Here is a 22,583-nt window from a genome sequence, read left to right as displayed (position 1 = left end):
ATGCAGAGGCCCGGCGCGTCCGGGCCATTTCGTTTATCGGCGTCGTTTGTTTTAGGCCATGTGAGCCGACGCGTCCGGGAGAACCATGCAGCCAGCTTCAATCGACGAAACACTCGCGCTGCTCGCGCGCCAAGGCTACTACGCGAGCCGCGACCTCGCGAGCGCGCTCTATCTCGCGCTGCGCATGGAACGGCCGCTCTTCGTCGAAGGCGAGCCGGGCGTCGGCAAGACGGAGTTGGCGAAGGCGGCCGCGGGCATGCTCGGCACGTCGATGCTGCGCCTGCAATGCTACGAAGGGCTCGATACGGCGAGCGCGTTGTACGAGTGGGACTATCCGCGGCAGATCATGGCGCTGCGTCTCGCTGAAGCGGCCGGCGAAAAGCCCGACAACAGCACGCTGTATCGCGGCGAGTTCTTGCTGAAGCGCCCTCTGCTGCAGGCGCTGTTGCCCGATGAAAACCATCCGGGCGCGCGGCGCGTGCTGCTGATCGACGAGATAGACCGCGCCGACGAACCGTTCGAAGCGTTCCTCCTCGAACTGCTGTCGGACTTCCAGGTGTCGATTCCCGAATACGGCACGGTGCGCGCCGAGCATCCGCCCCTCGTCGTGATGACGTCGAACCGCACGCGCGAAGTGCACGATGCGTTGAAGCGCCGCTGCCTGTATCAGTGGATCGGTTATCCCGAGCGCGAACGCGAACTGGCGATCGTCGCGGCGCGCGCGCCGGAAACAGGAGAAGCGCTGCAACGCCGGGCCGTCGATTTCGTGCATCGTCTGCGCGGGATGGATCTGTTCAAGGCGCCCGGCATTGCCGAAACGATCGACTGGTGCCGCGCGCTCGCGGCGCTCAGCGTGACGGAACTCGATCCGCAATCGGTGCAGAACACGCTGGGCGTGCTGCTCAAGTATCAGGACGATCTCGCGCGTTTCGACGCCGCGCAGATCCAGCAATGTCTCGAGGCGACGGAGTAGCGTCGATGATGCCCGACCGCGATTTCGGCTCTCCGACGCTCGCGCGCAACGTCGTGCACTTCGTGCGGCTGTTGCGCGGCGCGGGCCTGCCGATGTCGCCTGCGCAGGCCGTCGATGCGCTCGAAGCGCTGCACTTCATCGAACTCGATCGTCGCGACGATGTGCGCGCGGCGCTCGCTGCGTTGCTCGTGCGCGCGCCCGATGAGCGCGAGCTCTTCAATGCCGCGTTCGATCTCTTCTGGCGCGATCCCGATTGGGAAGGCAAGCTGCGCGCACTGCTGTTGCCCAAAGTGACGAGTGGCGTGCCGCCGCCGAAGCGCAACAACCGGCTCGCCGATGCGCTCGCCGTGCGTCACGCGAACCAGCGCAAGCAGGCCGCGCCATCCGACGACAAGGACAAACTCGAACTGCACGCGCACGTGACATTCAGCGCCGAAGAGCGCTTGCGTCATCGCGATTTCGATACGCTCACAGCGGATGAATGGCGCACACTGCGCCATCTGATTCGCGCGCAGCGTTTGCCCCTCGCGATGGAACCGACACGTCGATTGAAAGCGGCGTCGCACGGCACGCATGCCGATTTGCGCGCAAGCGCACGGCATGCGGTGCGCGCGGGCGGCGACTGGACCGTGTGGAAGTATCGCGCCGTCGTCGCGCGCAAGCCGCCGCTCGTGCTGCTGCTCGACATTTCGGGCTCGATGAGCAGCTATTCGCGCGCCGTGCTTTACTTCTGTCATGCGCTGTTGCAATCGCGCGAACGCTTGCAGGTGTTTCTGTTCGGCACGCGCCTCACGAACGCGACGCGCGCGCTGAAGGAACGCGATCCCGACGTCGCGATTGCGGCGCTTGCGGATCAGGTCGTCGACTGGTCGGGCGGCACGCGGATCGGCGCGGCGCTCGCCGAATTCAACCGGCGCTGGGCACGCAGAGTGCTGACGGGCAGAGCGACCGTGCTGCTCGTCACAGACGGCCTCGATCACGAAGCGATCGACGTGCTGGAAGCAGAAATGGCCCGCTTGCGCCGCTTCGCGCATCGGATCGTGTGGCTCAATCCGCTGCTGCGGTACAGCGAGTTTGCGCCGAAGGCGCGCGGCGTTCAGGCGATGCTGCCGTTCGTCGATGCCCACAAGCCTGTTCACAATCTCGACAGCCTGGCTGCGTTCGGCCGCGATCTCGCGCAATTGACGCGCGTGCCCCGCGACGCCGCGCGCGCCGCCCTATCTGGAGGAGCAACGTCATGGAGTTGACCGAAACCTATACGCTGCCGGTGCCGCAGCAGCAGGCATGGGACGCGCTGAACGACACGGAGATCCTGCGCGCGTCGATTCCCGGCTGCGACAGCATCGAACCCGATGGCGAGAATGCGTACGCGGTCACGCTGAGCGCGGCCGTCGGTCCCGTGAAAGCGCGCTTCAAGGGCCGCATGGAACTCACCGATATCGACGCGCCTCACACCTATACGATCGTGTTCGAAGGCCAGGGCGGCGCGGCAGGTTTCGGCAAAGGCCAGACGCACGTGACGCTCGAAGCCGACGGCGACGACGCGACGAAGCTCACCTACACGGCTCACGCGCAGGTCGGCGGCAAGCTCGCGCAGATCGGCTCGCGGCTCGTCGACGGCGCGGCACGCAAGCTCGCCGGCGAGTTCTTCAGACGCTTCGGCGAGCAAGTGACGGGCGGCAGTGACGCCGCGCAAGCAAAAACCGGCGACTCGGGCGACACTGTAAGTGAAGCCGCTGACGGCGAAGCTGCCGCCAATGGCGGTGGCGAAGGTGAAGAACCGAAGAGGAAGAAATCATGGACAGCGTGGATCTCGAAGTCCTGAAGTCCAGCGCGCGCTGGCTCGATCAGGGACATCGCGCGCTTCTCGTGACGGTGGTGAAGACATGGGGTTCGTCGCCGCGTCCCGAGGGCGCGATGCTCGTGGTGCGCGACGATGGCGCGGTGGTTGGCTCGGTGTCGGGCGGCTGTATCGAAGACGATCTGATCGATCGCGTGCGTCAGCGCGGCATCGAGCAGACGAAACCCGAAGCGGTGAAGTACGGCATCACGGCGGAAGAGGCGCATCGTTTCGGTCTGCCATGCGGCGGCACGATTCAGCTCGTGCTGGAACCGTTGACGAAAGCGAGCGGCATCGCCGAACTATGCGAAGCCGTCGAAGCGGGCCGCCTCGTTGCGCGCACGCTCGATATGGAAACGGGCGTCGCCAGTCTTTCGCCCGCGCAGGCCACCGATGGCGTCGACTTCGAGGACAAACGCCTGCTGACGATACACGGCCCGCGTTACCGGATGCTCGTGATCGGCGCGGGGCAGCTGTCGCGCTATCTGTGCAATATCGCGGTGGGCCTCGATTATCAGGTGACGGTGTGCGACCCGCGCGAAGAGTACACGGATGAATGGGACGTGCCGGGCACGAAAGTGGTCCGCACGATGCCCGACGACACGGTGCTCGACATGAAGCTCGACGAGCGCTGCGCAGTAATCGCATTGACGCACGATCCGAAGCTCGACGATCTCGCGTTGATGGAGGCTTTGAAAACGCCCGCGTTTTACGTCGGCGCTTTGGGCTCGCGGCGCAATAACGCGGCGCGACGCGAAAGGCTGAAGGAGTTCGATCTCACTGAAACCGAACTCGCGCGGCTGCATGGGCCTGTCGGGATTTATATCGGCAGCAGGACGCCGCCTGAAATCGCCGTGTCGATTCTTGCCGAAGTGACGGCGGCGAAGAACGGCGTGTCGCTGCCGACCTTGCTGCAAGTCGAAGGCGCCAAGGCTGCGCGTGAGATCGCGGCCAACAGCGGAGCGACTTGTAGTATTCCGGATTAGTTTTTAGCTGTGTTCGGCCGCGAGATGACGAGTCGCTCGTGGTCGATTTCTCTTGCCCGGCATCGGCCATTCGGCTGACTGTCGCCGGGTCTCTCTGATCCCTAGCATCGAATTTTTGCGGATGGCTGACGCGAGCTTCAGGCTCGTGTGGCAGCAGGTCCGAAGCCGTCATTATTCCCTTGACGGAATATTCCCTCGGAGGTATATTTTCGATGCCATGGGTCGTTGAGTACACCGACGCATTTCAGGCCTGGTGGGAGGGCTTGCGAGAGGCCGAACAGGAATCCATCGACGCGACGGTGCACTTGCTGGAAGAATGCGGTCCGGCTTTGTCCTTCCCGCATTCGAGTCGAATCATTCGCTCGCAGTTCGGCAACTTGCGCGAGTTGAGAATTCAACATCGCGGCAGACCCTACCGCGTGCTGTATGCGTTCGACCCAAGGCGCGTCGCGATTCTGCTCGCAGGCGGCGATAAGACAGGGCATGACCGTTGGTATGAACAGAACGTACCGCGAGCGGAAATTCTTTATCGGTTGCATCTCATGCAGCTAGCGCACGGAGAAACCAGAGATGGCGAGAAAATTTGAAGAACTGCGGGCAGGCATGTCAGCTGAATCGCGGGCGCGCGCAAAGGCACTGGCGAACAAACTCCGCGCCGAAATGCCTTTGCATGAACTACGTCATGCGCGCGGTTTGTCCCAGGAAGCGCTCGCGAAGCGGCTCAATATCAAGCAACCGAGCATCGCAAAACTCGAACAGCGCACGGATATGTATATTTCGACGCTGCGCGATCATATTCGCGCGCTCGGCGGCGAACTTGAAATCATCGCGCGCTTTCCTGAAGGCGAGGTACGGATCACGAACTTCGCGCAACTCGACGAACCCGTGCGCGAACCCGCCCAGGACGACTAAACGGGCGCCACGAACGAGCGCCCACTCGTCACATCAACCCACAAGCCACAGCCGCGGCGATCGACCCGAGCACCAGCACAACGCCTACCGTCCGACGTCGGCTCAACTCCGTCCACAGCAGCACACCCGTCAGCGACAGCAGAATGAGGCCGCCCGCGATCGTATCGACGAGCAGCACCCAGCCGATGCTCATTCCCACGCCTTTGTGCAAGTTGTTCATCGTGCCCAGAAACGAGTTCTGCGTGCGCTTCACCGACACGAAACCGTTGCCCACCCAATACTCGGCCTGCACGTTCTGGTGCGGACCGGCAATGCCCACCTGCCAGGACTCCGGCTGCACCGCGCTATGGTCGCCCCACGCGACAGGATGCGCCGGCTCGCGGCGCGGCTTGCCGGACTTGCCGTCGATATGCAGTTCGTCCTTCAGCCAGCGCGACATATCGGCGGGCGACTTGAAGCCTTGTTGCGGAAGCGCGATCTGCAACTGCTCGACCTGCGGCTCGCCCGACGACACCCGCAGCGGCGCTCCGCGATGATTCAGCAGAAAGCCCGTCGTGCCGAACAGCAGGCCCAGCACGGCGCCCCACAGGCCGACCCAGCCGTGCACCTTGCGCAGCCACTTGATGAAGGTCGCGCGCCGCGAGCGCTGGCGCCGCGCGGCGAGTTCGTCCGCGTCCATCGGGTGCACGCTCTCAGGCATGACGCCGGCAGGAGCGGCAGGCTTCAGTTCGATCGATTCGGGCGCGTTCAAGTCGGGCTCCTGGCAAAACGGGTCGTACGTCGCCGGCGCACGGCAACGCGGTCAATTGAAAACGGGAGGTGTCGTTCCGGACGGGAAGACGGATGCCCGGCGCGCAAGCGCTCACCGTCCGTCAGACGGCGGCGGCGAATGCGCGGGACAAAGCAGGGCGATCATCGAAAGGCTGGCTGGCGATCACCTGGGAGAAAGATGACAAAAAGCTGGCGACGCCTTTCCGATGAGAATGACTATCATTACACAGAAAGGCGTTTTTCTCAATCGCGCGGATTGCGCGAGAGTCACACGGGCCAGAGCGGCCCTTCCTGCATCGCGCCGATCTGCTCGCGCAATTCGAGAATGCGGTCTTCCCAATAGCGCTGAGTGTTGAACCACGGAAATGCGACAGGAAACGCGGGATCATCCCAACGGCGCGCGAGCCACGCCGAGTAGTGAATCAGCCTCAATGTCCGCAACGCTTCGATCAGATGCAGTTCGCGCTGATCGAACTCGCAGAAGTCTTCATAGCCGGCGAGGAGATCGGTGAGCGCGCGCGACGCTTCTTTTCGCTCGCCCGGCAGCAGCAGCCACAGATCCTGAATGGCGGGACCCATCCGGCTATCGTCGAAATCGACGAAATGCGGGCCGGCGTCGGTCCACAACACGTTGCTCGGATGACAGTCGCCGTGCATGCGGATGCGCCGCACGTCGCCCGCCGCTTCGAATGCGCGCTCGACGCCCTCTAGCGCGAGATTGACAGCCGCTTCCCACGCGGCGCGCACATCGGCGGGCACGAAGCCTTGCGCGAGCAGGTACTGACGCGGCTCGTAACCAAAGGTGTGAATGTCGAGCACAGGACGCGCCGCATAGTCCACCGTTTGACCCACGGCGTGAATACGCCCGATAAAGCGGCCCAGCCATTCGAGCGTATCTTTGCGATCGAGCTCAGGCGCGCGGCCGCCGCGCCGTTCGAAGACGGAGAATCGAAAACCATCGAACGTGTGCAGCGTACGGCCATCGAATGCGCGGGCCGGCACGGCGGGAATTTCACGTGCCGCCAGTTCGGCGATGAATGCGTGCTCTTCGAGAATCGCTTCGTCGGTCCAGCGCTCGGGACGGTAGAACTTCGCGACAACAGGCGGTCCGTCCTCTACGCCCACCTGATAGACGCGATTCTCGTAACTGTTGAGTGGCAGCATGCGCCCGTCGGTGCGCACGCCGATGGTATCGAGCACGCTATCGAGCGCGTCGAGCACGACTTCCGGCGTAAGCCGTGCGAAGGGGACGGCGTGGCCGTCCTGCGGAAATGGAGTGTCTTCGATCATGCCCGCATTGTGCGCCGTGCCGCGCGCAAAGACGAGCGCCAGGAAAGCACGAGCGTCACGCGCGCTGCGCCACACGCCCGACGAGGGCGCACATCGTCACAGACGGAAAAGCGCGAGGCAGTCGCCCGCAATCAATGTATCTGCGCGCCTGCGGGGCGGACGAATTCGCCCGTATCGATCAGATCCTCGAGGAAAAAGGGTTCCGTGTTCAGTTGCTTCGACGTTCCGGGCTCGCCGGCGTACCACGCCACCATCGCCATGTCACCCAGAATGCGCATCACGATTCCGCGCGCGCCTTGTGGCACGGCGATATGCACGGATCGAACAATAGAACCGACTTGCATGATCTTTCCCCGTCCTCCCTATTGCCGGCTTGTTCGGGACTGCGCCGGTCAATGTGCTGATAAAAGCGCCGCAACATGCGAAGGTTGCGTGCGCACCTGGTTCGAAAAACGAAGCGCTCCTCAGGCCTTCGCATCGGGCACCCCGACGCGGGCCGGAGTCCATTGTTGCCTGTTTGCGCACTTTGGCAAAGTAAAAAGTAGCGCCTCGCGAGGCCGCCGTCCGGTCAATTCGGCTTACGAATCCCTGACTGTAACCTCTCGTAACAGGGCCATCATAAACCGCGCCGCACACGCGTCTCAAAAATGCCGATGTAAGCTACGATACGCGTTATATTCCTGTCGCGCACGCCGGCCGGGCTGCCGTTCGCGCAACGCACGCTGCCACCAGAAGCAGCCGCTCCCCGCCCTCACCGGATCGCACTTTTCATGTGGATCGTACGTCTCGCGCTGCGGCGCCCCTATACGTTCGTCGTCCTCGCGCTGTTGCTGCTGATCATCGGCCCGCTGACGATCCTGCGCACGCCTACCGATATCTTCCCGAACATCGACATCCCGGTGCTGTCCGTCATCTGGACATATAACGGCCTGCCCGCCGACGAGATGGAACGGCGCATCGTGTTGAACTACGAGCGCGGGCTTTCCGTCGCAGTGAACGATATCGAGCACGTCGAATCGGCTTCGCTGAACGGCATCGCCGTCGTCAAGATCTTCTTCCAGCCGCACGCGAATATCAGCGAGGCGCTCGCCCAGGTCACCGCACTGTCGCAATCGCAACTGCGCTCGTTGCCGCCTGGCATCACGCCGCCGTTCATCCTGCGCTACAACGCGTCGACCGTGCCGATTCTGCGGCTCTCGCTGTCGTCGCCATCGCTCACCGAGCAAGAGCTGTTCGACTACGGTAACAACTTCCTGAAGACGCAGCTCGCAACGGTTCCGGGCGCGTCGGCGCCGTTGCCTTATGGCGGCAAGCAGCGGCAGATCATGGTCGACATCGATTCGCGCAAGCTGCAGGAGCGCAACCTGTCGCCGATGGACGTCGTGAACTCGATCACCGCGCAAAATCTGATCGTGCCGACAGGCACCGCGAAAATCGGCTCGACCGAATACTCGGTGCAGATGAATTCGAGCCCGGATTCGCTCGCCGGCCTGAACAACATCCCGATCAAGTCGGGGCCCAACGGCACCATCTATATCCGCGATGTCGCGCATGTGCGCGACGGTTATCAGCCGCAGACGAATATCGTGCGCGTGAACGGCCAGCGCGCGTCGCTGCTGACGATCAACAAGAGCGGCAACACGTCGACGCTCGAAATCGTCGATCGCATCAAGAACATGATGCCGGCGCTGCGCAATCTCGTGCCCGAGTCGCTGAACATCGACCCCGTCGCGGATCAGTCGCTGTTCGTGCGCGCATCGGTGCAGGGCGTGCTGCGCGAGGCGTTGATCGCCGCGTGCCTGACGGGCTTGATGATCCTGCTGTTCCTCGGCAACTGGCGCGCGACGCTGATCATCGCCGTGTCGATTCCACTGTCGATGATCACGTCGATCATCGCGCTCTCCGCACTCGGCGAGACGATCAACATCATGACGCTCGGCGGGCTCGCACTCGCCGTCGGCATTCTCGTCGACGACGCGACCGTTGCAATCGAGAACATCAGTCATCAACTCGAACAGGGCAAGAACCTCGAGCAGGCGATTCTCGACGGCGCGCATCAGATCGCGATTCCGACGCTCGTGTCCACGCTGTCCATCTGCATCGTGTTCGTGCCAATGTTCCTACTGACGGGCGTCGCGCACTACCTGTTCATCCCGCTCGCGGAAGCCGTCGTGTTTGCGATGCTCGCGTCGTACTTCTTCTCGCGGACGCTCGTGCCGACGCTCGCGAAGTATCTGCTGCGCTATCACCACCGGCCCGCCGACTTCCATCATTCGAACACGCGCAATCCGTTCATGCGCATTCACCTCGCGTTCGAGCGCGGCTTCGCGAACGTGCGCGAGCGCTATCGCGACTTTCTCGTTGCGCGCGTCGCGCGGCCCAGCATCTTCGTGACGGTCTTTCTGTTGTGCTGCGGCCTGTCGCTTCTGCTGATGCCGTTCCTTGGCCGCGACTTCTTCCCTTCCGTCGATGCCGGCACGATCGCACTGCATCTGCGCGCGAAGACTGGCATGCGAGTCGAGGAAACAGCCGTGGTCACGGATCGCGTCGACGCGCGCATCCGCCAGCTCATTCCGCCCGGCGAGCTGCATTCGATCATCGACAACATCGGCTTGCCCGTGTCGGGCATCAACCTGTCGTACAGCAACACGGGCACGATCGGCACATCGGATGCCGACGTGCTGATCAGCCTGAACCCGGATCATCATCCGACGGCCGGCTACGTGCGCAAGCTGCGCCGCACGCTCACCGACGAATTCCCCGGCGTGCAGTTCGCGTTTCTGCCCGCCGATATCGTCAGTCAGACGTTGAACTTCGGCATGCCGTCGCCAATCGACATTCAGATCGTCGGGCGCGACGTGCAGGGCAATCGCGCGTTCGCGGCAATGCTGCTCGACAAGCTGCGCGCAATACCCGGCCTCGCCGACGCGCGCCTTCAACAGCCTTCGGACCTGCCGCGCATCTTCGTCGACATCGACCGCACGCGCGCGCAACAGGCGGGCTTCTCGCAACGCGACATCGCGAGCAATCTGCTGATCACGCTGTCCGGCAGCCAGCAGACGACGCCGACGTTCTGGCTCAATCCGCGCAACGGCGTGAGCTACAACGTGATCACGGAAGCGCCGCAATACACGATGGATTCGCTGCAATCGCTCGCCAACATTCCGTTGAACGCGAACGGCCACACGAACATTCTCGGCGCGCTGTCGACGATGCAGCGCACGTCGGGCAACGCCGTGCTCACGCACTACAACGCGCAGACCACGATCGACATCTACGGCACTGCCGACGGCCGCGATCTCGGCGCGGTTTCCGACGAAATCAAGAAAGCGATCGCCGACACCAGGGCGCAATTGCCGAAGGGCTCCACGATCGAACTGCGCGGCCAGGTGCAGACGATGAACGATTCGTTCTCCGGCCTGTTTGCGGGCCTGATCTTCGCGATCGTGCTCGTCTATCTGCTGATCGTCGTGAACTTCCAGTCGTGGCTCGACCCGTTCATCATCGTCACGGGCTTGCCGGGCGCGCTGGCGGGCATCGTGTGGATGCTGTTCCTCACGCACACCACGCTGTCGATTCCCTCGTTGACGGGCGCGATCATGTGTATCGGCATCGCGACGGCCAACTCGATTCTCGTCGTCAGCTTTGCGCGCGAGCAGTTGCTCGAACATGGCGACGCGACGCGCGCCGCAATCGAAGCGGGCTTCACGCGCTTTCGCCCCGTGCTGATGACGGCGCTCGCGATGGTGATCGGCATGGTGCCGATGGCGATCGGCCTCGGCGAAGGCGGCGAGCAGAACGCGCCGCTCGGACGCGCTGTGATCGGCGGTCTCGCCATCGGCACGGTCGCGACGCTCGTGTTCGTACCCGTGGTGTTTTCGATGATTTATCGACGGCTGTCGGACCGGCGCGCACGCGCGGCCGCGCACGTCGTCCACCGACCGCAGTGATGCGGCCGCAGCCATAACAACGATGCACAAGCACAGGATCTGGAGTGCCGATGGAAGGGAAACGTCCTGATGAGTCCGCGTCGCACGGGGAAGGCCCGCGCGCCTCATCGAAACGCTCACGCTGGATCGCGGCAGGCGCGGCCATCGTCGTGATCGCGCTCGCAGTGCAGGGCATCTGGTCGCGACACGACGCGCAGGCCGCGCTCGAACGCGACGCGCAGCATGCCGCGCAACTGAGCGTCGAGGTAGTGAAGCCGCAAAAGTCGACGGCGGCGCTCGACCTCGTGCTGCCCGGCAACGTGCAGGCGTTTCTCGATACGCCGATCTACGCGCGCACCAACGGCTATCTGAAGAAGTGGTACGCCGACATCGGCGCGCGCGTGAAAGCGGGTCAGCTGCTCGCGGAAATCGACACGCCTGAAGTCGACGATCAACTGAAGGCCGCGCGCGCCGATCTCGCGAACGCCGAAGCGAATTACGCGCTCGCGAAAAGCACCGCCGAGCGCTGGACGGAAATGCTGAAAAGCAATTCCGTCTCGAAGCAGGAAACCGACGAAAAGGTCGGCGACATGCTCGCGAAGAAAGGCTCGCTCGATGCCGCCCGTTTCAACGTCGCGCGGCTCGAAAAGACGCAGTCGTTCCAGAAGGTCTTCGCGCCATTCGACGGCATCGTGACGGCGCGCAACGTCGACGTCGGCGCTCTGATCGACGCGGGCAGCGCGGGCGGTCCGGCGAAGGAGCTGTTCCATGTCGCGCAGGCGGACAGGCTGCGCGTCTACGTGAACGTGCCACAGGCCTACGCTCAGGATGTGAAGGCGCGGCAGACCGCGTATCTGACGCTGACGGAAGCGCCGTCGAAGCATTATCCCGGCACGGTCGCGCGCGCGTCGGGCGCCGTCGATCCGCAGCAGCGCACGATGCTCGTCGAAGTGGACGTCGATAACAGCAGCGGCGATCTGCTGCCGGGCGCGTATGCGCAGGTTCACTTCGCGCTGAGCGCGCAGGCCGCGCCGTTCACGCTGCCGGGCAACGCGTTTCTGTTCCGCCCCGACGGCGTGAAAGTCGCGACCGTCGATGCGCGACAGCACGTGAAGCTCGTCAAGGTGGCGCTCGGCACCGACTACGGCACGCGCGTCGCCGTCGCGTCGGGTCTGAAGGGCGACGAACTGGTGATCGTGAATCCGCAGGATTCGATCGTCGATGGCGCGTCGGTGCGCATCGTGCATCCGAAGGCGAGTGGCGCCGCCGCTGCGTCAGGTACATCAGGTGCATCAGGTGCTTCCGGTGCGGCAGACAGTTCGGGCGCGAACGAGCAGACCGCGAAGGCGCAAGAATGAACACGCGACGCATCCGTTTTCGTCCAACGGTTCTCGTGCTTGCGTGCGCCGGTCTCGTCGCCGCTTGCACGATGGGGCCCGACTACAAGCGGCCCGCCACGGTGACGGCCGCCACGTACAAGGAACTCGAAGGCAGCGGCTGGAAGAACGCACAGCCCGCCGACACGCAGATTCGCAGCGCCTGGTGGGAGGTCTACGACGATCCCGCGCTGAACGCGCTCGAACAGCAGGTCGCGAGCGCGAATCAGAACGTGCAGGCCGCACAGGCGCGCTTTCGCGCGGCGCGCGCGCAGGTCGCGCAGTTCCGCTCGCAGTTCTTCCCCGTCGTCACTGCAAGCGGCGGCTATTCACGCGCGCGCTCGTCGGAGAACGTGAAGTTCAAGTCGACGGCGGGCAAGACGCTCGATGACTGGATCGTCGGCGCGGACGCGACATGGGAGCCCGATCTGTGGGGCCGCGTGTCGCGCAGCGTCGAAGGCGCGAAGGCGAGCGCTCAGGCCAGCGCCGCCGATGCGCAAAGCGCGCTGCTGTCGATGCAGGCCGAACTCGCCACCGATTATTTCGAACTGCGCGGCATCGACCGCGAGCGGCAACTGCTCGACGACACGATCTCCGCGTACAAGGAAGCCGTCGAGCTCACGCAGAACCGCTACAAAGGCGGCATCGCCACGGATGCCGACGTCGCCCAGGCGCAGACGCAATTGCGCACGACGCAGGCGCAATCGATCGATCTCGGCGTGCAGCGCGCGCAGCTCGAACACGCGATCGCGATCCTGATCGGCCAGACGCCGTCGACGTTCTCAGTGCCCGTCGCGCCGCTCGTCGCCGTGCCCGTGATCGCGCCCGTCGGCGTGCCGTCGGCGCTGCTCGAGCGGCGGCCCGACATCGCCGCCGCCGAACGGCATGTCGTCGATCTGAATGCGCAGATCGGCGTGGCGACGGCGGCGTATTTTCCGAACCTGATCCTGTCGATGACGGGCGGACTGGAAGCGACTAACTTCAGTCAGTGGCTGCTTGCGCCGAGCCGCTTCTGGTCGCTCGGGCCGACGCTCGCGGGCACGCTGCTCGACTTCGGCGCGCGCGACGCGCAAAAGGCGCAAGCGCAGGCGAATTACGACGCAGGCGTCGCGCAGTATCGGCAAACGGTGCTCACGGCGTTCGGCCAGGTCGAGGACAACATCGCCGCGCTGCGCGTGCTTGAACAGGAGGCCCAAGCGCAGGACGACGCCGTCGCCGCGGCGCAGCGCTCGCTTGCGATCGTCACGAACCGCTACAAGAACGGCGCGATCACGTATCTCGACGTGGTGGTCGCGCAGACGACGGCGCTCACCAACGAGCGCAATGCCGTCTCGATCGCGCGCCGCCGGATGGCCGCGAGCGTCGCGCTGGTGAAGGCGCTCGGTGGCGGCTGGGACGCGTCGGCGCTGCCCACCGACGAGCAGCTCACGCATCCCGATACCGCCCGCCGGCCCGCGAGCGCGCCGGACGCGCAAAACGTGGCGCCCGGCTAGCGCACGTTCAGGCCGACGGGCGAACCTGAGACTGCCCGGCTCGACGACGCCGACCGCTCAACCAGCGTATCGTTGAGCCTTTGCACGCGTCTCAGCGCGTTCTACGCGTCGTTTGCCATCGTTTCCGGGAGTTTTGTTGTGACCGCATCGTCGGACCCGAGTCGGCCCGCTGCTTCATCCTCTTCTGCTTCATCCACTTCCTCTGCCAACGGTGTGCCGTATCTCGAACGCGGCACGCGCGCGTACTGGCGCGCGAGTCTCGCGCTGCTGTTCGCCGGCTACGCGACGTTCTCGCTGCTCTACTGCGTGCAGCCGCTCCTGCCGGCGTTCTCGACATCATTCGATGTCAGCCCCGCGCAGAGCAGTCTTTCGCTGTCGCTGACGACGGCGGCGCTCGCACTCGCGATCTTCATCGCCGGCTTCGTGTCGGAAGGATGGAGCCGTCACCGGCTGATGACGGCTTCGCTCACCGCATCGTCGCTGCTGACGCTCGCCGTCGCGTTCACGCCGCAATGGCATGCGCTGCTGCTGTTGCGCGCGCTCGAAGGGCTCGCGCTCGGCGGCGTGCCCGCCGTCGCGATGGCCTATCTCGCGGAGGAGGTGCACCCCGACGGCCTGGGTCTCGCGATGGGCCTCTACGTCGGCGGCACGGCGATCGGCGGAATGGCCGGGCGCGTAATCACGGGCGTCGTCGCCGACCTGTTCTCATGGCGCGTCGCGATCGGCACGATCGGCGTGCTCGGCATCCTGTCGATGCTCGCGTTCCGCTCGCTGTTGCCACCGTCGCGCCATTTCGTGCCGCGCCGCGGCCTCGGCTTTTCGCATCACCGCGCGGCATTGCTGAAGCATTTGCGGCGTCCCGGCCTGCCACTGCTGTTCCTGATGGCGTTCGTGCTGATGGGCAGCTTCGTCACGCTCTACAACTACATCGGCTACCGGCTGCTCGCGGCGCCGTTTCATCTGAGCCAGACGGCGATCGGCGGCATCTTCGTCGTGTATCTGACGGGCGTCGTCGCGTCGCCGTGGTCTGGCCGCATGGCTGACAACTTCGGACGCGCACGCGTGCTGATCGGCAGCATCGTCGTCATGCTATGCGGTCTGCTGCTGACCATGACCCAATCGCTCACGCTGATCGCGTGCGGCATCGCCTGCGTGACGTTCGGGTTCTTCGCCGGGCATGCCGTCGCTAGCGGCTGGGTCGGGCGGATCGCGAAGGAAGCCAAGGGCCAGGCGGCCGCGCTCTATCTGCTCGCGTACTACCTCGGGTCGAGCATCGTCGGATCGTATGGCGGGCGCGTGTGGACCGCGTACGCGTGGCCGGGCGTCGCAGCGCTTGTCGGCGGACTGCTGCTGATCGGCATTGTCGCGTCGGCTCGCCTGCGCTCACGCGAACGCATCGGCGCGGCGTAAAGTGCGCGCGTCAGCCGATCCGTGCACGAGACGGGCGCAACCGACCACAAAAGTAGTAGCTCGCGCCGCCCCGTTCGACGGACAAAACGCATATTCGGAAAGGCCTGTGTAAGGGAACGTCCCGCAACGCAAAGGAATGCGCGGACAGTGGGCACGACGCGCCGAGCCTTGCGCCGCTTTGGTTTGCCGCGCCGCCGACAGAAGCGCGCGTGCGCCGCATCCCACACATTGCCTCGACACCGTCGCCTATACTCGTTGCAGGCGCGCCGCATGCAATCGTTCAATGCCGACGCCGCGCGTCAGACGAGTACAAATGCAACCATCTTGCATGGGACGGGAGTAGGCGCTGAAGCGCCAACTCTGGTCGACCGCCGTGCGTGGGACGGGAGTAGGCGCTGAAGCGCCAACTCCCGTCGACATAGGAGACGAGCATGCACTATTTCACGATCGGTGATTTCATTCTGGTCATCCCGATGGCACTGGCCGGGGCTCTCTTTCTCGGCGCTCTGCCCTGCAAAACCGAGTTCAGGCACAACACGTTGCGCGTGCTAGGCGCGCTGCTCGGAGTCGTGTTTGCGGTCGTGCTCGTCGAAGGTCTTCCCGCGCTCGTCTAGCGAACCACCCGCTCTTCATCCATGACGAGCGGCGTGTCGCCGTCTTCCGATGAACCATAAAAAAGCCGCCCTCGCAGGCGGCTTTTCCATTTTTGCGCCGGGTTGTTTGCCCAGTGATCCTGTGCAAGAACGTGGATCAGATGTGCTGGTCCGTCGACGGCTTTTCCCACAGGTTCACGCCGCCTTCCGTCGCATGACTGTCGATCTCCGCGAGTTCTTCCGACGTGAACGACAGGTTCTTCAGCGCCGCGACGTTCTCGCGCACCTGCTCGGCCTTGCTCGCGCCGATGAGCGCCGACGTCACGCGCTGATCGCGCAGCGTCCACGCGAGCGCCATCTGCGCGAGGCTCTGTCCGCGGCGCTGCGCGATGTCGTTGAGCTTGCGCACGCGCTCGATGTTCTGCGCGCTCAGGTGCTCCTGCTTCAGCGAGCCGCCGCCCGCCTTGTTGACGCGTGCATCCTCGGGCACGCCGTTCAGGTACTTGCTCGTCAACAGGCCTTGCGCGAGCGGCGTGAACGCGATGGCGCCCGAGCCGTTCTCTTCGAGCGCACCGAGCAGGTCCTTTTCGATCCAGCGGTTCAGCATGTTGTACGACGGCTGATGGATCAGCAGCGGCACTTTGTATTCGGCGAGCAGCTTCGCCATTTCGCGCGTCTTTTGCGCCGAGTACGACGAGATGCCGATGTACAGCGCCTTGCCCTGTTGCACCGCGCTCGCCAGCGCGCCTGCCGTTTCTTCGAGCGGCGTGTCGATGTCGAAACGGTGCGAATAGAAGATGTCGACGTAGTCGAGACCCATGCGTTGCAGGCTTTGATCGAGACTCGCGAGGATGTACTTGCGCGAGCCGCCGCCCTGTCCGTACGGACCGGGCCACATGTCCCAGCCCGCCTTCGACGAGATCAGCAGTTCATCGCGGTACGGCTTGAAGTCGTCCTTGAAGATGCGGCCGAAGTTCGTTTCCGCGCTGCCGTACGGCGGGCCGTAATTGTTCGCGAGGTCGAAGTGCGTGATGCCGAGATCGAACGACGTGCGCAGGATTTCGCGTTGCGTCGAGATCGGCGTGGTGTCGCCGAAGTTGTGCCACAGGCCAAGCGACAGCGCCGGCAGTTTGAGACCTGACTTGCCGCAAACGCGGTACTGCATGTCCGAATAGCGTGCTGAAGCTGCTTCGTAAGCCATTGATGGAGTCCTTGTCGAGAACAGGAGTGAAGTCCGCGATGCGAGGCTGCGCATCGCGTGATGAAGGGTGTTCTTAATGGCGGCGTTGGGTTTCGGGCGTGCCGTTGACTGTCGCTACTACGTGGCTACTACGTGGCTACTACGTCTTTGATACCGGTATCAAAGACGGTTCCGGAAACTGCAAGCGCACGGTACACAACGTGCAACCACGCGGCAACGGCCCAAGGCGCTATGTTAGCCAATCGCCGCGCATGCTGCAGTTGCTCAAATTGCGGGACGGAGCCTAGACTCGGCAGTGTCGGTCACATAGACTTCGGCCACTTTCATCCATCGAAGAGGATCGTTCATGACCAAAGCGATTTCGCTCGCATTGATCGTCGGCGGCATCGTGCTTCTGTACTTCGGCGGCCAGTCGTTTCATTCGTTCAGCAACGACGTGTCGCGCGTGTTCACCGGCGCGCCGACCAACAAGACCATCTTTCTGATTGCAGGCGGCATCATCGCGACGCTAGCCGGATTGATCGGGCTCGCGTCGTCGAAGCGCTGATCGGGTGCTGATCAGGCGCGGTCCGCTCTCGACGGCTCGCCTCAGAATGCCACTTCGGGCTTCGACGCGGAGCGCGAGCCCGGCAGCGGCACGTTGCTCGCGCCGTGATAGGTGAAAACAAGCGAGAACTTCACCTGATCGGTGAGATTCTTGCCCGCCGAATGCAGCGTGTTGCAGTGGAAGAACACGACATCGCCCGCCTTCAGCGCAGGCGACACCGCCTTCTGGATCAGCAACTGATTCTCCGGCAGATCCGAGCGGAAGAACTTCGCTTCGTCGAAGCGCTCCGACGTGAAGGCCGCTGTGTGCGAGCCCGGCACGAACCATAGCGCGCCGTTGTCCACGGTCTCGTCGCCGAGCGCGAGCCACACCGACACCAGATCGTCCCGTTCGAACGACCAGTACCGCACGTCGCGATGCCAGCCGGTGAGGCTGCCATACGCGGGATGCTTGGTCATCGCGCAGTTGTGATGCGCGCGCGACAGGCGCGGCTCTTCGCCGAAATACAGCTCCATCCAGCCGCGGATTTCGGGCGCCGTCGCCCATTCGGCAAAGCGCGGATGACGCGCGTACGCATCGAGCAGGCGCCGCACCGTGTGGCCACCCGGCGCGTGCTTCGACTCGGGCGCGCCCGGATAGCGCAGGTCTGCTTCGAATTCGATGGGCGCCGCCGCTTCGCGCAACTGCTCACGCACGATCCGTTTCATCTCTTCACACCGCTCGGGCGCAATGAGATCAGGCACCACGACAAAACCCTGTTCCCGCAGCACCTGAATCTGTTCTTTCTTCGAATGGACTGACATGGACGTTCCGCTCAACTGGTGTTCTTCGAAAACCCAGTAGTCATTGTAAAACGGGCACGATCGGACTGTGCGCCGCCGCGCGGCCGGCATGCAATGCGAACGGGCGGCATTGCACGCGGCATGGGCATCCGTGCGCGTTCGTCGAGCGCAAAGGGCGCAATCAGGCGGGCATCGTCCTCGTAAAAACCCTGAGCGCATCGGACTTTCGACGGTCATCGATCACGTGTAGCCTTGCACGCATGTCGATCGCACTGCACGCCTCATCGCCGTCGGCACGGCCATTCGCCGCCGCTGCCGCCATATACCGCCTTTCCTCAGGCTATTGCGTCCCACCCGCTGGCATAAACGGTGCTGCTTTCGCAGCACTCTTCGTCGCGTGTCACGCTGCCTGATCCCAATGCCATGCACAGTCCATTGAGCACTCGACTCACCCGCGCGTTCAACGCCGCGCGTCCCGCACGCCGCCATGTGGTGCGTGCACTCCGCCATCATTCCGCACGCACGCGCGCGCTCGCGGCGCAGTTGCGCGACGCGAAGCCCGTCGATAGCGTGCGCGTGTGGTTCCGCATCTTCTTCAGCGCATTGCGCATGCAGGGCGCCTCGCGCCGCTTGTCGCTGCGCACGCTGCTGCGCAACCCGTCGTCCGTGCGCATGCTCGGCGTTTCGCCGCGCGCCGCGAAGCAAGTCGTGCTTGCGGGCGCCCCCAAGCCCGCGAGTTCGCCGCGTGGCACGAGCCGCCGTCCACGCCGCGTATCGGCGACGAGCGAAGGCTGGTTTGCATTCGCGCACTGAGGTTGGCCGGCGGGCTTGCGTCGGCGGGCTTGCGTCGGCGGGCTTGCGTCGGCGGGCTTGCGTCGGCGGGCTTGCGTCGGCGGGCTTGCGTCGGCGGGCTTGCGTCGATTGATGATCGCGTTTGCGCGCGATCGCGCCTGATGCTCGCTGCCGACGCGAGCATCGCCCGGTTTTCCCTGCGCCAGGCGTGTTACGCGTAAAAGCGCGCCAAAGACACAAAAGACAACGCCCCGCATGTGCTTCACAGCGCATGCAGGGCGTTTTTTGCTCCGGTCTTGCGACCAGGCCGAACCGCGCGGCATTCAGCCGCGCGAATCCTTCGCTGAACCGAACCGGCTCAGGCGAGCGCCGCAACCGGCTCCGTGCCGGCGGCCTCGGCCAGCACGAGCGCCTTATCAGCGGCTTCCCACGAGAATTCCGGCTCTTCACGGCCGAAGTGGCCATATGCAGCCGTCTTTTCGTAGATCGGGCGCAGCAGGTCGAGCATCTGGATGATGCCCTTCGGACGCAGGTCGAAGTGTTCCTGGACGAGACGCGTGATCGTCGCATCCGACACGCGACCCGTGCCGAACGTGTTGACCATCACCGACGTCGGCTGAGCAACGCCGATCGCGTACGACACCTGGATCAGCGCGCGCGATGCGAGGCCCGCCGCGACGATGTTCTTCGCGACATAGCGGCCAGCGTAGGCAGCCGAGCGGTCCACCTTCGACGGGTCCTTGCCCGAGAACGCGCCGCCGCCGTGCGGAGCCGCGCCGCCGTACGTATCGACGATGATCTTGCGGCCCGTCAGGCCGCAGTCGCCCTGCGGGCCGCCGATCACGAACCGGCCGGTCGGGTTCACGAGGAACTTGATGTCGCCCTTGATCAGTTCCGCCGGCAGCGTCGGCTTGATGATCTCTTCGATCACGGCCTCGCGCAGCGTCGACAGCTCGATTTCCGGCGCGTGCTGCGTCGACAGAACGACGGTGTCGATCGAATGCGGCTTGCCGTCGACATAGCGGACGGTGACTTGCGACTTCGCGTCCGGACGCAGCCACGGCAGACGGCCATCGCGGCGCAGATTGGCCTGACGCTCGACGAGACGGTGCGACAGGTGAATCGGCAGCGGCATCAGCTCGGGCGTTTCGTCGCATGCGTAGCCGAACATCAGGCCCTGGTCGCCCGCGCCCTGATCGAGGTTGTCGTCATGCGCGCGGTCGACGCCTTGCGCGATATCCGGCGATTGCTTGTCGTACGCGACAAGCACCGCGCAGCCGCGATAGTCGATGCCGTAGTCGGTGTTGTCGTAGCCGATGCGCTTGATGGTTTCGCGCGCGACCTGGATGTAGTCGACGTTGGCCGTCGTGGTGATTTCGCCTGCGAGGACGACGAGGCCCGTGTTGCACAGCGTTTCCGCTGCGACACGCGAGTATTTGTCCTGCGCGAGGATCGCGTCGAGAATGGCGTCCGAAATCTGGTCCGCGACCTTGTCCGGATGACCTTCGGAGACGGATTCGGAGGTGAAGAGGTAATCGTTAGCCACGTTGCAGGCTCCTTTTTTGGTTACGGTTGAGTTTCACGTAGCCTGCTTCGAGCCTGAAGCGGCGACGCTTTAGCGGATTTCTGTACCACCGGACGACGATCTGAAAGACCACCGCCCGCCGGCTTCGCCCCGCAAGTTGTCTATTAACTCGGCGAAGCCCTTATTATAGCGACTTCTCTCATTTGTCACAGAGTGTCTGCGCGTGCGGTATATCGACCCTTTCGCCGTTTTTCTTTACCCACCGAGGCCCCGGGTGCTCATCGGAGCAACCGCATGCTGAGCCGCCTGGGCATCACGTTCGCAATTGGTCTTCTCAAGCTGTTCGCCCTGCTGCCCTATGGTTTCGTCGCACGCCTCGGCGACGGGCTCGGCTGGCTGCTCTACCAGATTCCGAGCCGCCGCCGGCGCATCGTCCATATCAACCTGAAGCTGTGCTTTCCCGAGTGGAGCGACGAGCGCCGCGAGGAAGTCGCGCAAAAGCACTTCCGGCATGCGATCCGCAGCTATCTGGAGCGCAGCGTGCAATGGTTCGGTTCGGCAAAGAAGCTCGAAAAGCTGATTCAGCTCGACAGCGAAATCGATCTCACCGATCCCAACCTGCCGCCGACGCTGTTTCTCGGCTTCCATTTCGTCGGCATCGAGGCCGGTTCGATTTTTCTCAACTATTCGCTGAAGCGCACTTGCGGTTCGCTGTATCAGCCGATGTCGAACCTGCAGCTGGAGGAAGTCGCGAAAGCGCAGCGCGGCCGCTTCGACGCCGAAATGGCGAGCCGCGCGGACAGCGCGCGCATCGTGCTGCGCTGGCTGCGCGAGCGCAAGCCGGTGATGCTCGGCGCGGACATGGACTATGGAATGCGCAATTCGACGTTCGTGCCGTTCTTCGGCGTGCCGACGTGCACGCTGACGGCCGTCGGCCGACTGGCGAAAGTCGGGCGCGCGCAGCTGGTGCCGTTCATCGGCGAAGTGCTGCCGAACTACAAGGGCTATCGGCTGAAGGTGTTCAAGCCTTGGGACAACTACCCGACGGGCGACGACGACACCGACGCGCGCCGCATGAACGAATTCCTCGAAGAGCACATTCCCGACATGCCCGAGCAGTATTACTGGGTGCACAAGCGCTTCAAGACCCGTCCGCCAGGCGATCCGAGCTTTTACTGAAACGCGTCTGCACACAGTGGGCGAGACTGACAACCAGTCACTTACAATAGCGGCATGAAACTGAAATTCACCAAGATGCATGGCGCGGGCAACGACTTCGTCGTGCTCGACGGCTACACGCAGCCGCTCTCGTTGACGCAAGCGCAGGTGCGCGCGCTCGCGAACCGGCACTTCGGCGTCGGCGCGGACCAGTTGCTCGTCGTCGAAAAGGCGACCGTCGAAGGCGTCGATTTCAGATATCGCATCTTCAATTGCGACGGCGGCGAGGTCGAGCACTGCGGCAACGGCGCGCGCTGCTTCGTGAAGTTCGTGCGCGACACGCGCCTCACCGACAAGCGCAGTGTCCGCGTGCAGGTGCAAAAGGGCGTCATCACGCTGACCATGCAGGACAACGGCGAAGTCGTCGTCGACATGGGCGCGCCTGTGTTCGAGCCGGCTCAAGTGCCGTTCGATGCAAGCGGCCTCGGCGCGCGCCACGAAGGCAACGACTCGCTCTATCCGCTCGACGTCAACGGCGCGACGCGCTGGGTGTCGGTCGTGTCGATGGGCAATCCGCACGCGGTGCAGGTGGTGGACGACGTCGATGCGTTTCCTGTGCACGTCGACGGTCCTGTGATCGAACATCACGCGCGATTTCCGGAGCGGGTCAACGCAGGCTTCATGCAGATCGTGAACCGCAACGAGATCAGGCTGCGCGTCTACGAACGCGGCGCGGGCGAAACGCTCGCGTGCGGCACGGGCGCATGCGCGGCCGTTGCGGCGGGCATCCGTCGCGGGCTGCTGGACGCGCCCGTGAAAGTGCACACGCATGGCGGAATGCTCACGATCGCGTGGAGCGGCGAGTCCACGTCGCCGCTGATGATGGCGGGCCCGGCGGCCACGGTGTTCGAAGGCGAAATCGAAATAGCCGATTGACTCTGATTGAATCCCTTACCGCTGCGCGGTCCATAGACGGCAGCAGCCCAGCAGCAAGACAGCACGCAA

The 22,583-nt window shown here is 64.1% G+C and carries 21 protein-coding genes; 15 read left to right on the top strand and 6 right to left on the bottom strand.

Annotated elements, in window-relative coordinates; translation table 11 throughout:
• Positions 1–85 precede the first annotated feature (85 nt).
• The 6 genes from AB4Y32_RS00630 (at position 86) to AB4Y32_RS00605 (ending at position 4,711) form a co-directional block, all read left to right on the top strand.
• The gene (locus AB4Y32_RS00630; protein ID WP_368719490.1) at positions 86–973 is read left to right on the top strand and encodes an AAA family ATPase; all 888 of its coding nucleotides are present in this window, start codon (positions 86–88) and stop codon (positions 971–973) included.
• A 5-nt stretch (positions 974–978) separates the two neighbouring features.
• Positions 979–2,220, top strand: a complete 1,242-nt coding sequence (locus AB4Y32_RS00625; protein ID WP_368719489.1) for a VWA domain-containing protein — start codon at positions 979–981, stop codon at positions 2,218–2,220.
• Entirely contained in the window at positions 2,211–2,798 is a 588-nt protein-coding gene (locus tag AB4Y32_RS00620) for a CoxG family protein (RefSeq protein ID WP_368719488.1), read from the top strand. Before AB4Y32_RS00625 ends, AB4Y32_RS00620 begins: the two co-directional genes overlap by 10 nt.
• Positions 2,771–3,799, top strand: a complete 1,029-nt coding sequence (locus AB4Y32_RS00615; protein WP_368719487.1) for an XdhC family protein — start codon at positions 2,771–2,773, stop codon at positions 3,797–3,799. Before AB4Y32_RS00620 ends, AB4Y32_RS00615 begins: the two co-directional genes overlap by 28 nt.
• Positions 3,800–4,011: 212 nt before the next feature.
• Positions 4,012–4,386 carry a type II toxin-antitoxin system RelE/ParE family toxin gene (locus tag AB4Y32_RS00610; protein WP_368719486.1) on the top strand — a complete coding sequence of 125 codons (375 nt, stop codon included), beginning with the start codon at positions 4,012–4,014 and terminating at the stop codon, positions 4,384–4,386.
• On the top strand, positions 4,370–4,711 hold the full coding sequence (locus AB4Y32_RS00605) for an XRE family transcriptional regulator (RefSeq protein ID WP_368719485.1): 342 nt from the start codon (positions 4,370–4,372) through the stop codon (positions 4,709–4,711). The genes AB4Y32_RS00610 and AB4Y32_RS00605 overlap by 17 nt, the downstream gene beginning before the upstream one ends.
• 28 nt (positions 4,712–4,739) lie before the next feature.
• Here the strand turns inward: AB4Y32_RS00605 and AB4Y32_RS00600 are convergent, their stop codons facing one another.
• The 3 genes from AB4Y32_RS00600 to AB4Y32_RS00590 form a co-directional block, all read right to left on the bottom strand.
• A complete protein-coding gene (locus tag AB4Y32_RS00600) occupies positions 4,740–5,462 on the bottom strand; it encodes a PepSY-associated TM helix domain-containing protein (protein WP_368719484.1) in 723 nt (240 codons plus the stop codon).
• Between the two features lie 287 nt (positions 5,463–5,749).
• A complete protein-coding gene (locus AB4Y32_RS00595) occupies positions 5,750–6,772 on the bottom strand; it encodes a serine/threonine protein kinase (RefSeq protein WP_368719483.1) in 1,023 nt (340 codons plus the stop codon).
• A 131-nt stretch (positions 6,773–6,903) separates the two neighbouring features.
• Positions 6,904–7,116, bottom strand: a complete 213-nt coding sequence (locus tag AB4Y32_RS00590) for a hypothetical protein (protein ID WP_087732196.1) — start codon at positions 7,114–7,116, stop codon at positions 6,904–6,906.
• A gap of 426 nt (positions 7,117–7,542) precedes the next feature.
• Here AB4Y32_RS00590 and AB4Y32_RS00585 point away from each other — a divergent pair, with 426 nt between their 5' ends.
• The 5 genes from AB4Y32_RS00585 (at position 7,543) to AB4Y32_RS00565 (ending at position 15,594) form a co-directional block, all read left to right on the top strand.
• Positions 7,543–10,722 (top strand): efflux RND transporter permease subunit, encoded by a 3,180-nt coding sequence (locus AB4Y32_RS00585; protein ID WP_368719482.1) that lies wholly within the window; start codon positions 7,543–7,545, stop codon positions 10,720–10,722.
• 50 nt (positions 10,723–10,772) lie between these two features.
• Positions 10,773–12,059, top strand: coding sequence for an efflux RND transporter periplasmic adaptor subunit (locus AB4Y32_RS00580; RefSeq protein ID WP_368719481.1), 1,287 nt, complete (start codon positions 10,773–10,775; stop codon positions 12,057–12,059).
• On the top strand, positions 12,056–13,570 hold the full coding sequence (locus tag AB4Y32_RS00575) for an efflux transporter outer membrane subunit (RefSeq protein WP_368719480.1): 1,515 nt from the start codon (positions 12,056–12,058) through the stop codon (positions 13,568–13,570). Before AB4Y32_RS00580 ends, AB4Y32_RS00575 begins: the two co-directional genes overlap by 4 nt.
• A 138-nt stretch (positions 13,571–13,708) precedes the next feature.
• A complete protein-coding gene (locus AB4Y32_RS00570; protein ID WP_368719479.1) occupies positions 13,709–14,980 on the top strand; it encodes an MFS transporter in 1,272 nt (423 codons plus the stop codon).
• Positions 14,981–15,411: 431 nt separating this feature from the next.
• A complete protein-coding gene (locus AB4Y32_RS00565; protein ID WP_007582094.1) occupies positions 15,412–15,594 on the top strand; it encodes a hypothetical protein in 183 nt (60 codons plus the stop codon).
• Positions 15,595–15,730: 136 nt separating this feature from the next.
• Here AB4Y32_RS00565 and mgrA read toward each other — a convergent pair whose 3' ends face one another.
• Positions 15,731–16,774 (bottom strand): L-glyceraldehyde 3-phosphate reductase, encoded by a 1,044-nt coding sequence (gene mgrA, locus AB4Y32_RS00560; protein ID WP_368719478.1) that lies wholly within the window; start codon positions 16,772–16,774, stop codon positions 15,731–15,733.
• Between the two features lie 346 nt (positions 16,775–17,120).
• On the opposite strand from mgrA, the gene AB4Y32_RS00555 reads away from it, so the two are divergent.
• Positions 17,121–17,321: a DUF3185 family protein gene (locus tag AB4Y32_RS00555; RefSeq protein WP_368719477.1), complete on the top strand. Its 201-nt coding sequence runs from the start codon at positions 17,121–17,123 to the stop codon at positions 17,319–17,321.
• Positions 17,322–17,362: 41 nt separating this feature from the next.
• Here the strand turns inward: AB4Y32_RS00555 and AB4Y32_RS00550 are convergent, their stop codons facing one another.
• Positions 17,363–18,124 carry a phytanoyl-CoA dioxygenase family protein gene (locus tag AB4Y32_RS00550; protein ID WP_368719476.1) on the bottom strand — a complete coding sequence of 254 codons (762 nt, stop codon included), beginning with the start codon at positions 18,122–18,124 and terminating at the stop codon, positions 17,363–17,365.
• Positions 18,125–18,526: 402 nt separating this feature from the next.
• Here AB4Y32_RS00550 and AB4Y32_RS00545 point away from each other — a divergent pair, with 402 nt between their 5' ends.
• Complete coding sequence (locus AB4Y32_RS00545) at positions 18,527–18,916, top strand: hypothetical protein (RefSeq protein WP_368719475.1); 390 nt, start codon at positions 18,527–18,529, stop codon at positions 18,914–18,916.
• A gap of 337 nt (positions 18,917–19,253) precedes the next feature.
• Here AB4Y32_RS00545 and metK read toward each other — a convergent pair whose 3' ends face one another.
• Positions 19,254–20,441 carry a methionine adenosyltransferase gene (gene metK, locus AB4Y32_RS00540; RefSeq protein WP_368719474.1) on the bottom strand — a complete coding sequence of 396 codons (1,188 nt, stop codon included), beginning with the start codon at positions 20,439–20,441 and terminating at the stop codon, positions 19,254–19,256.
• Between the two features lie 192 nt (positions 20,442–20,633).
• Between metK and AB4Y32_RS00535 the strand changes: the two genes are divergently transcribed.
• Positions 20,634–21,599 carry a lipid A biosynthesis lauroyl acyltransferase gene (locus AB4Y32_RS00535; protein WP_439899697.1) on the top strand — a complete coding sequence of 322 codons (966 nt, stop codon included), beginning with the start codon at positions 20,634–20,636 and terminating at the stop codon, positions 21,597–21,599.
• A gap of 54 nt (positions 21,600–21,653) precedes the next feature.
• Positions 21,654–22,514, top strand: coding sequence for a diaminopimelate epimerase (gene dapF / locus AB4Y32_RS00530; protein ID WP_368719473.1), 861 nt, complete (start codon positions 21,654–21,656; stop codon positions 22,512–22,514).
• Positions 22,515–22,583 lie beyond the last annotated feature (69 nt).

This window comes from Paraburkholderia phymatum, from assembly GCF_040965635.1.
Lineage (GTDB): Bacteria > Pseudomonadota > Gammaproteobacteria > Burkholderiales > Burkholderiaceae > Paraburkholderia > Paraburkholderia phymatum_B.
The sequence above is the reverse complement of the archived record's forward strand: the minus strand, read 5'-3'. Positions and strand labels throughout refer to the sequence as shown.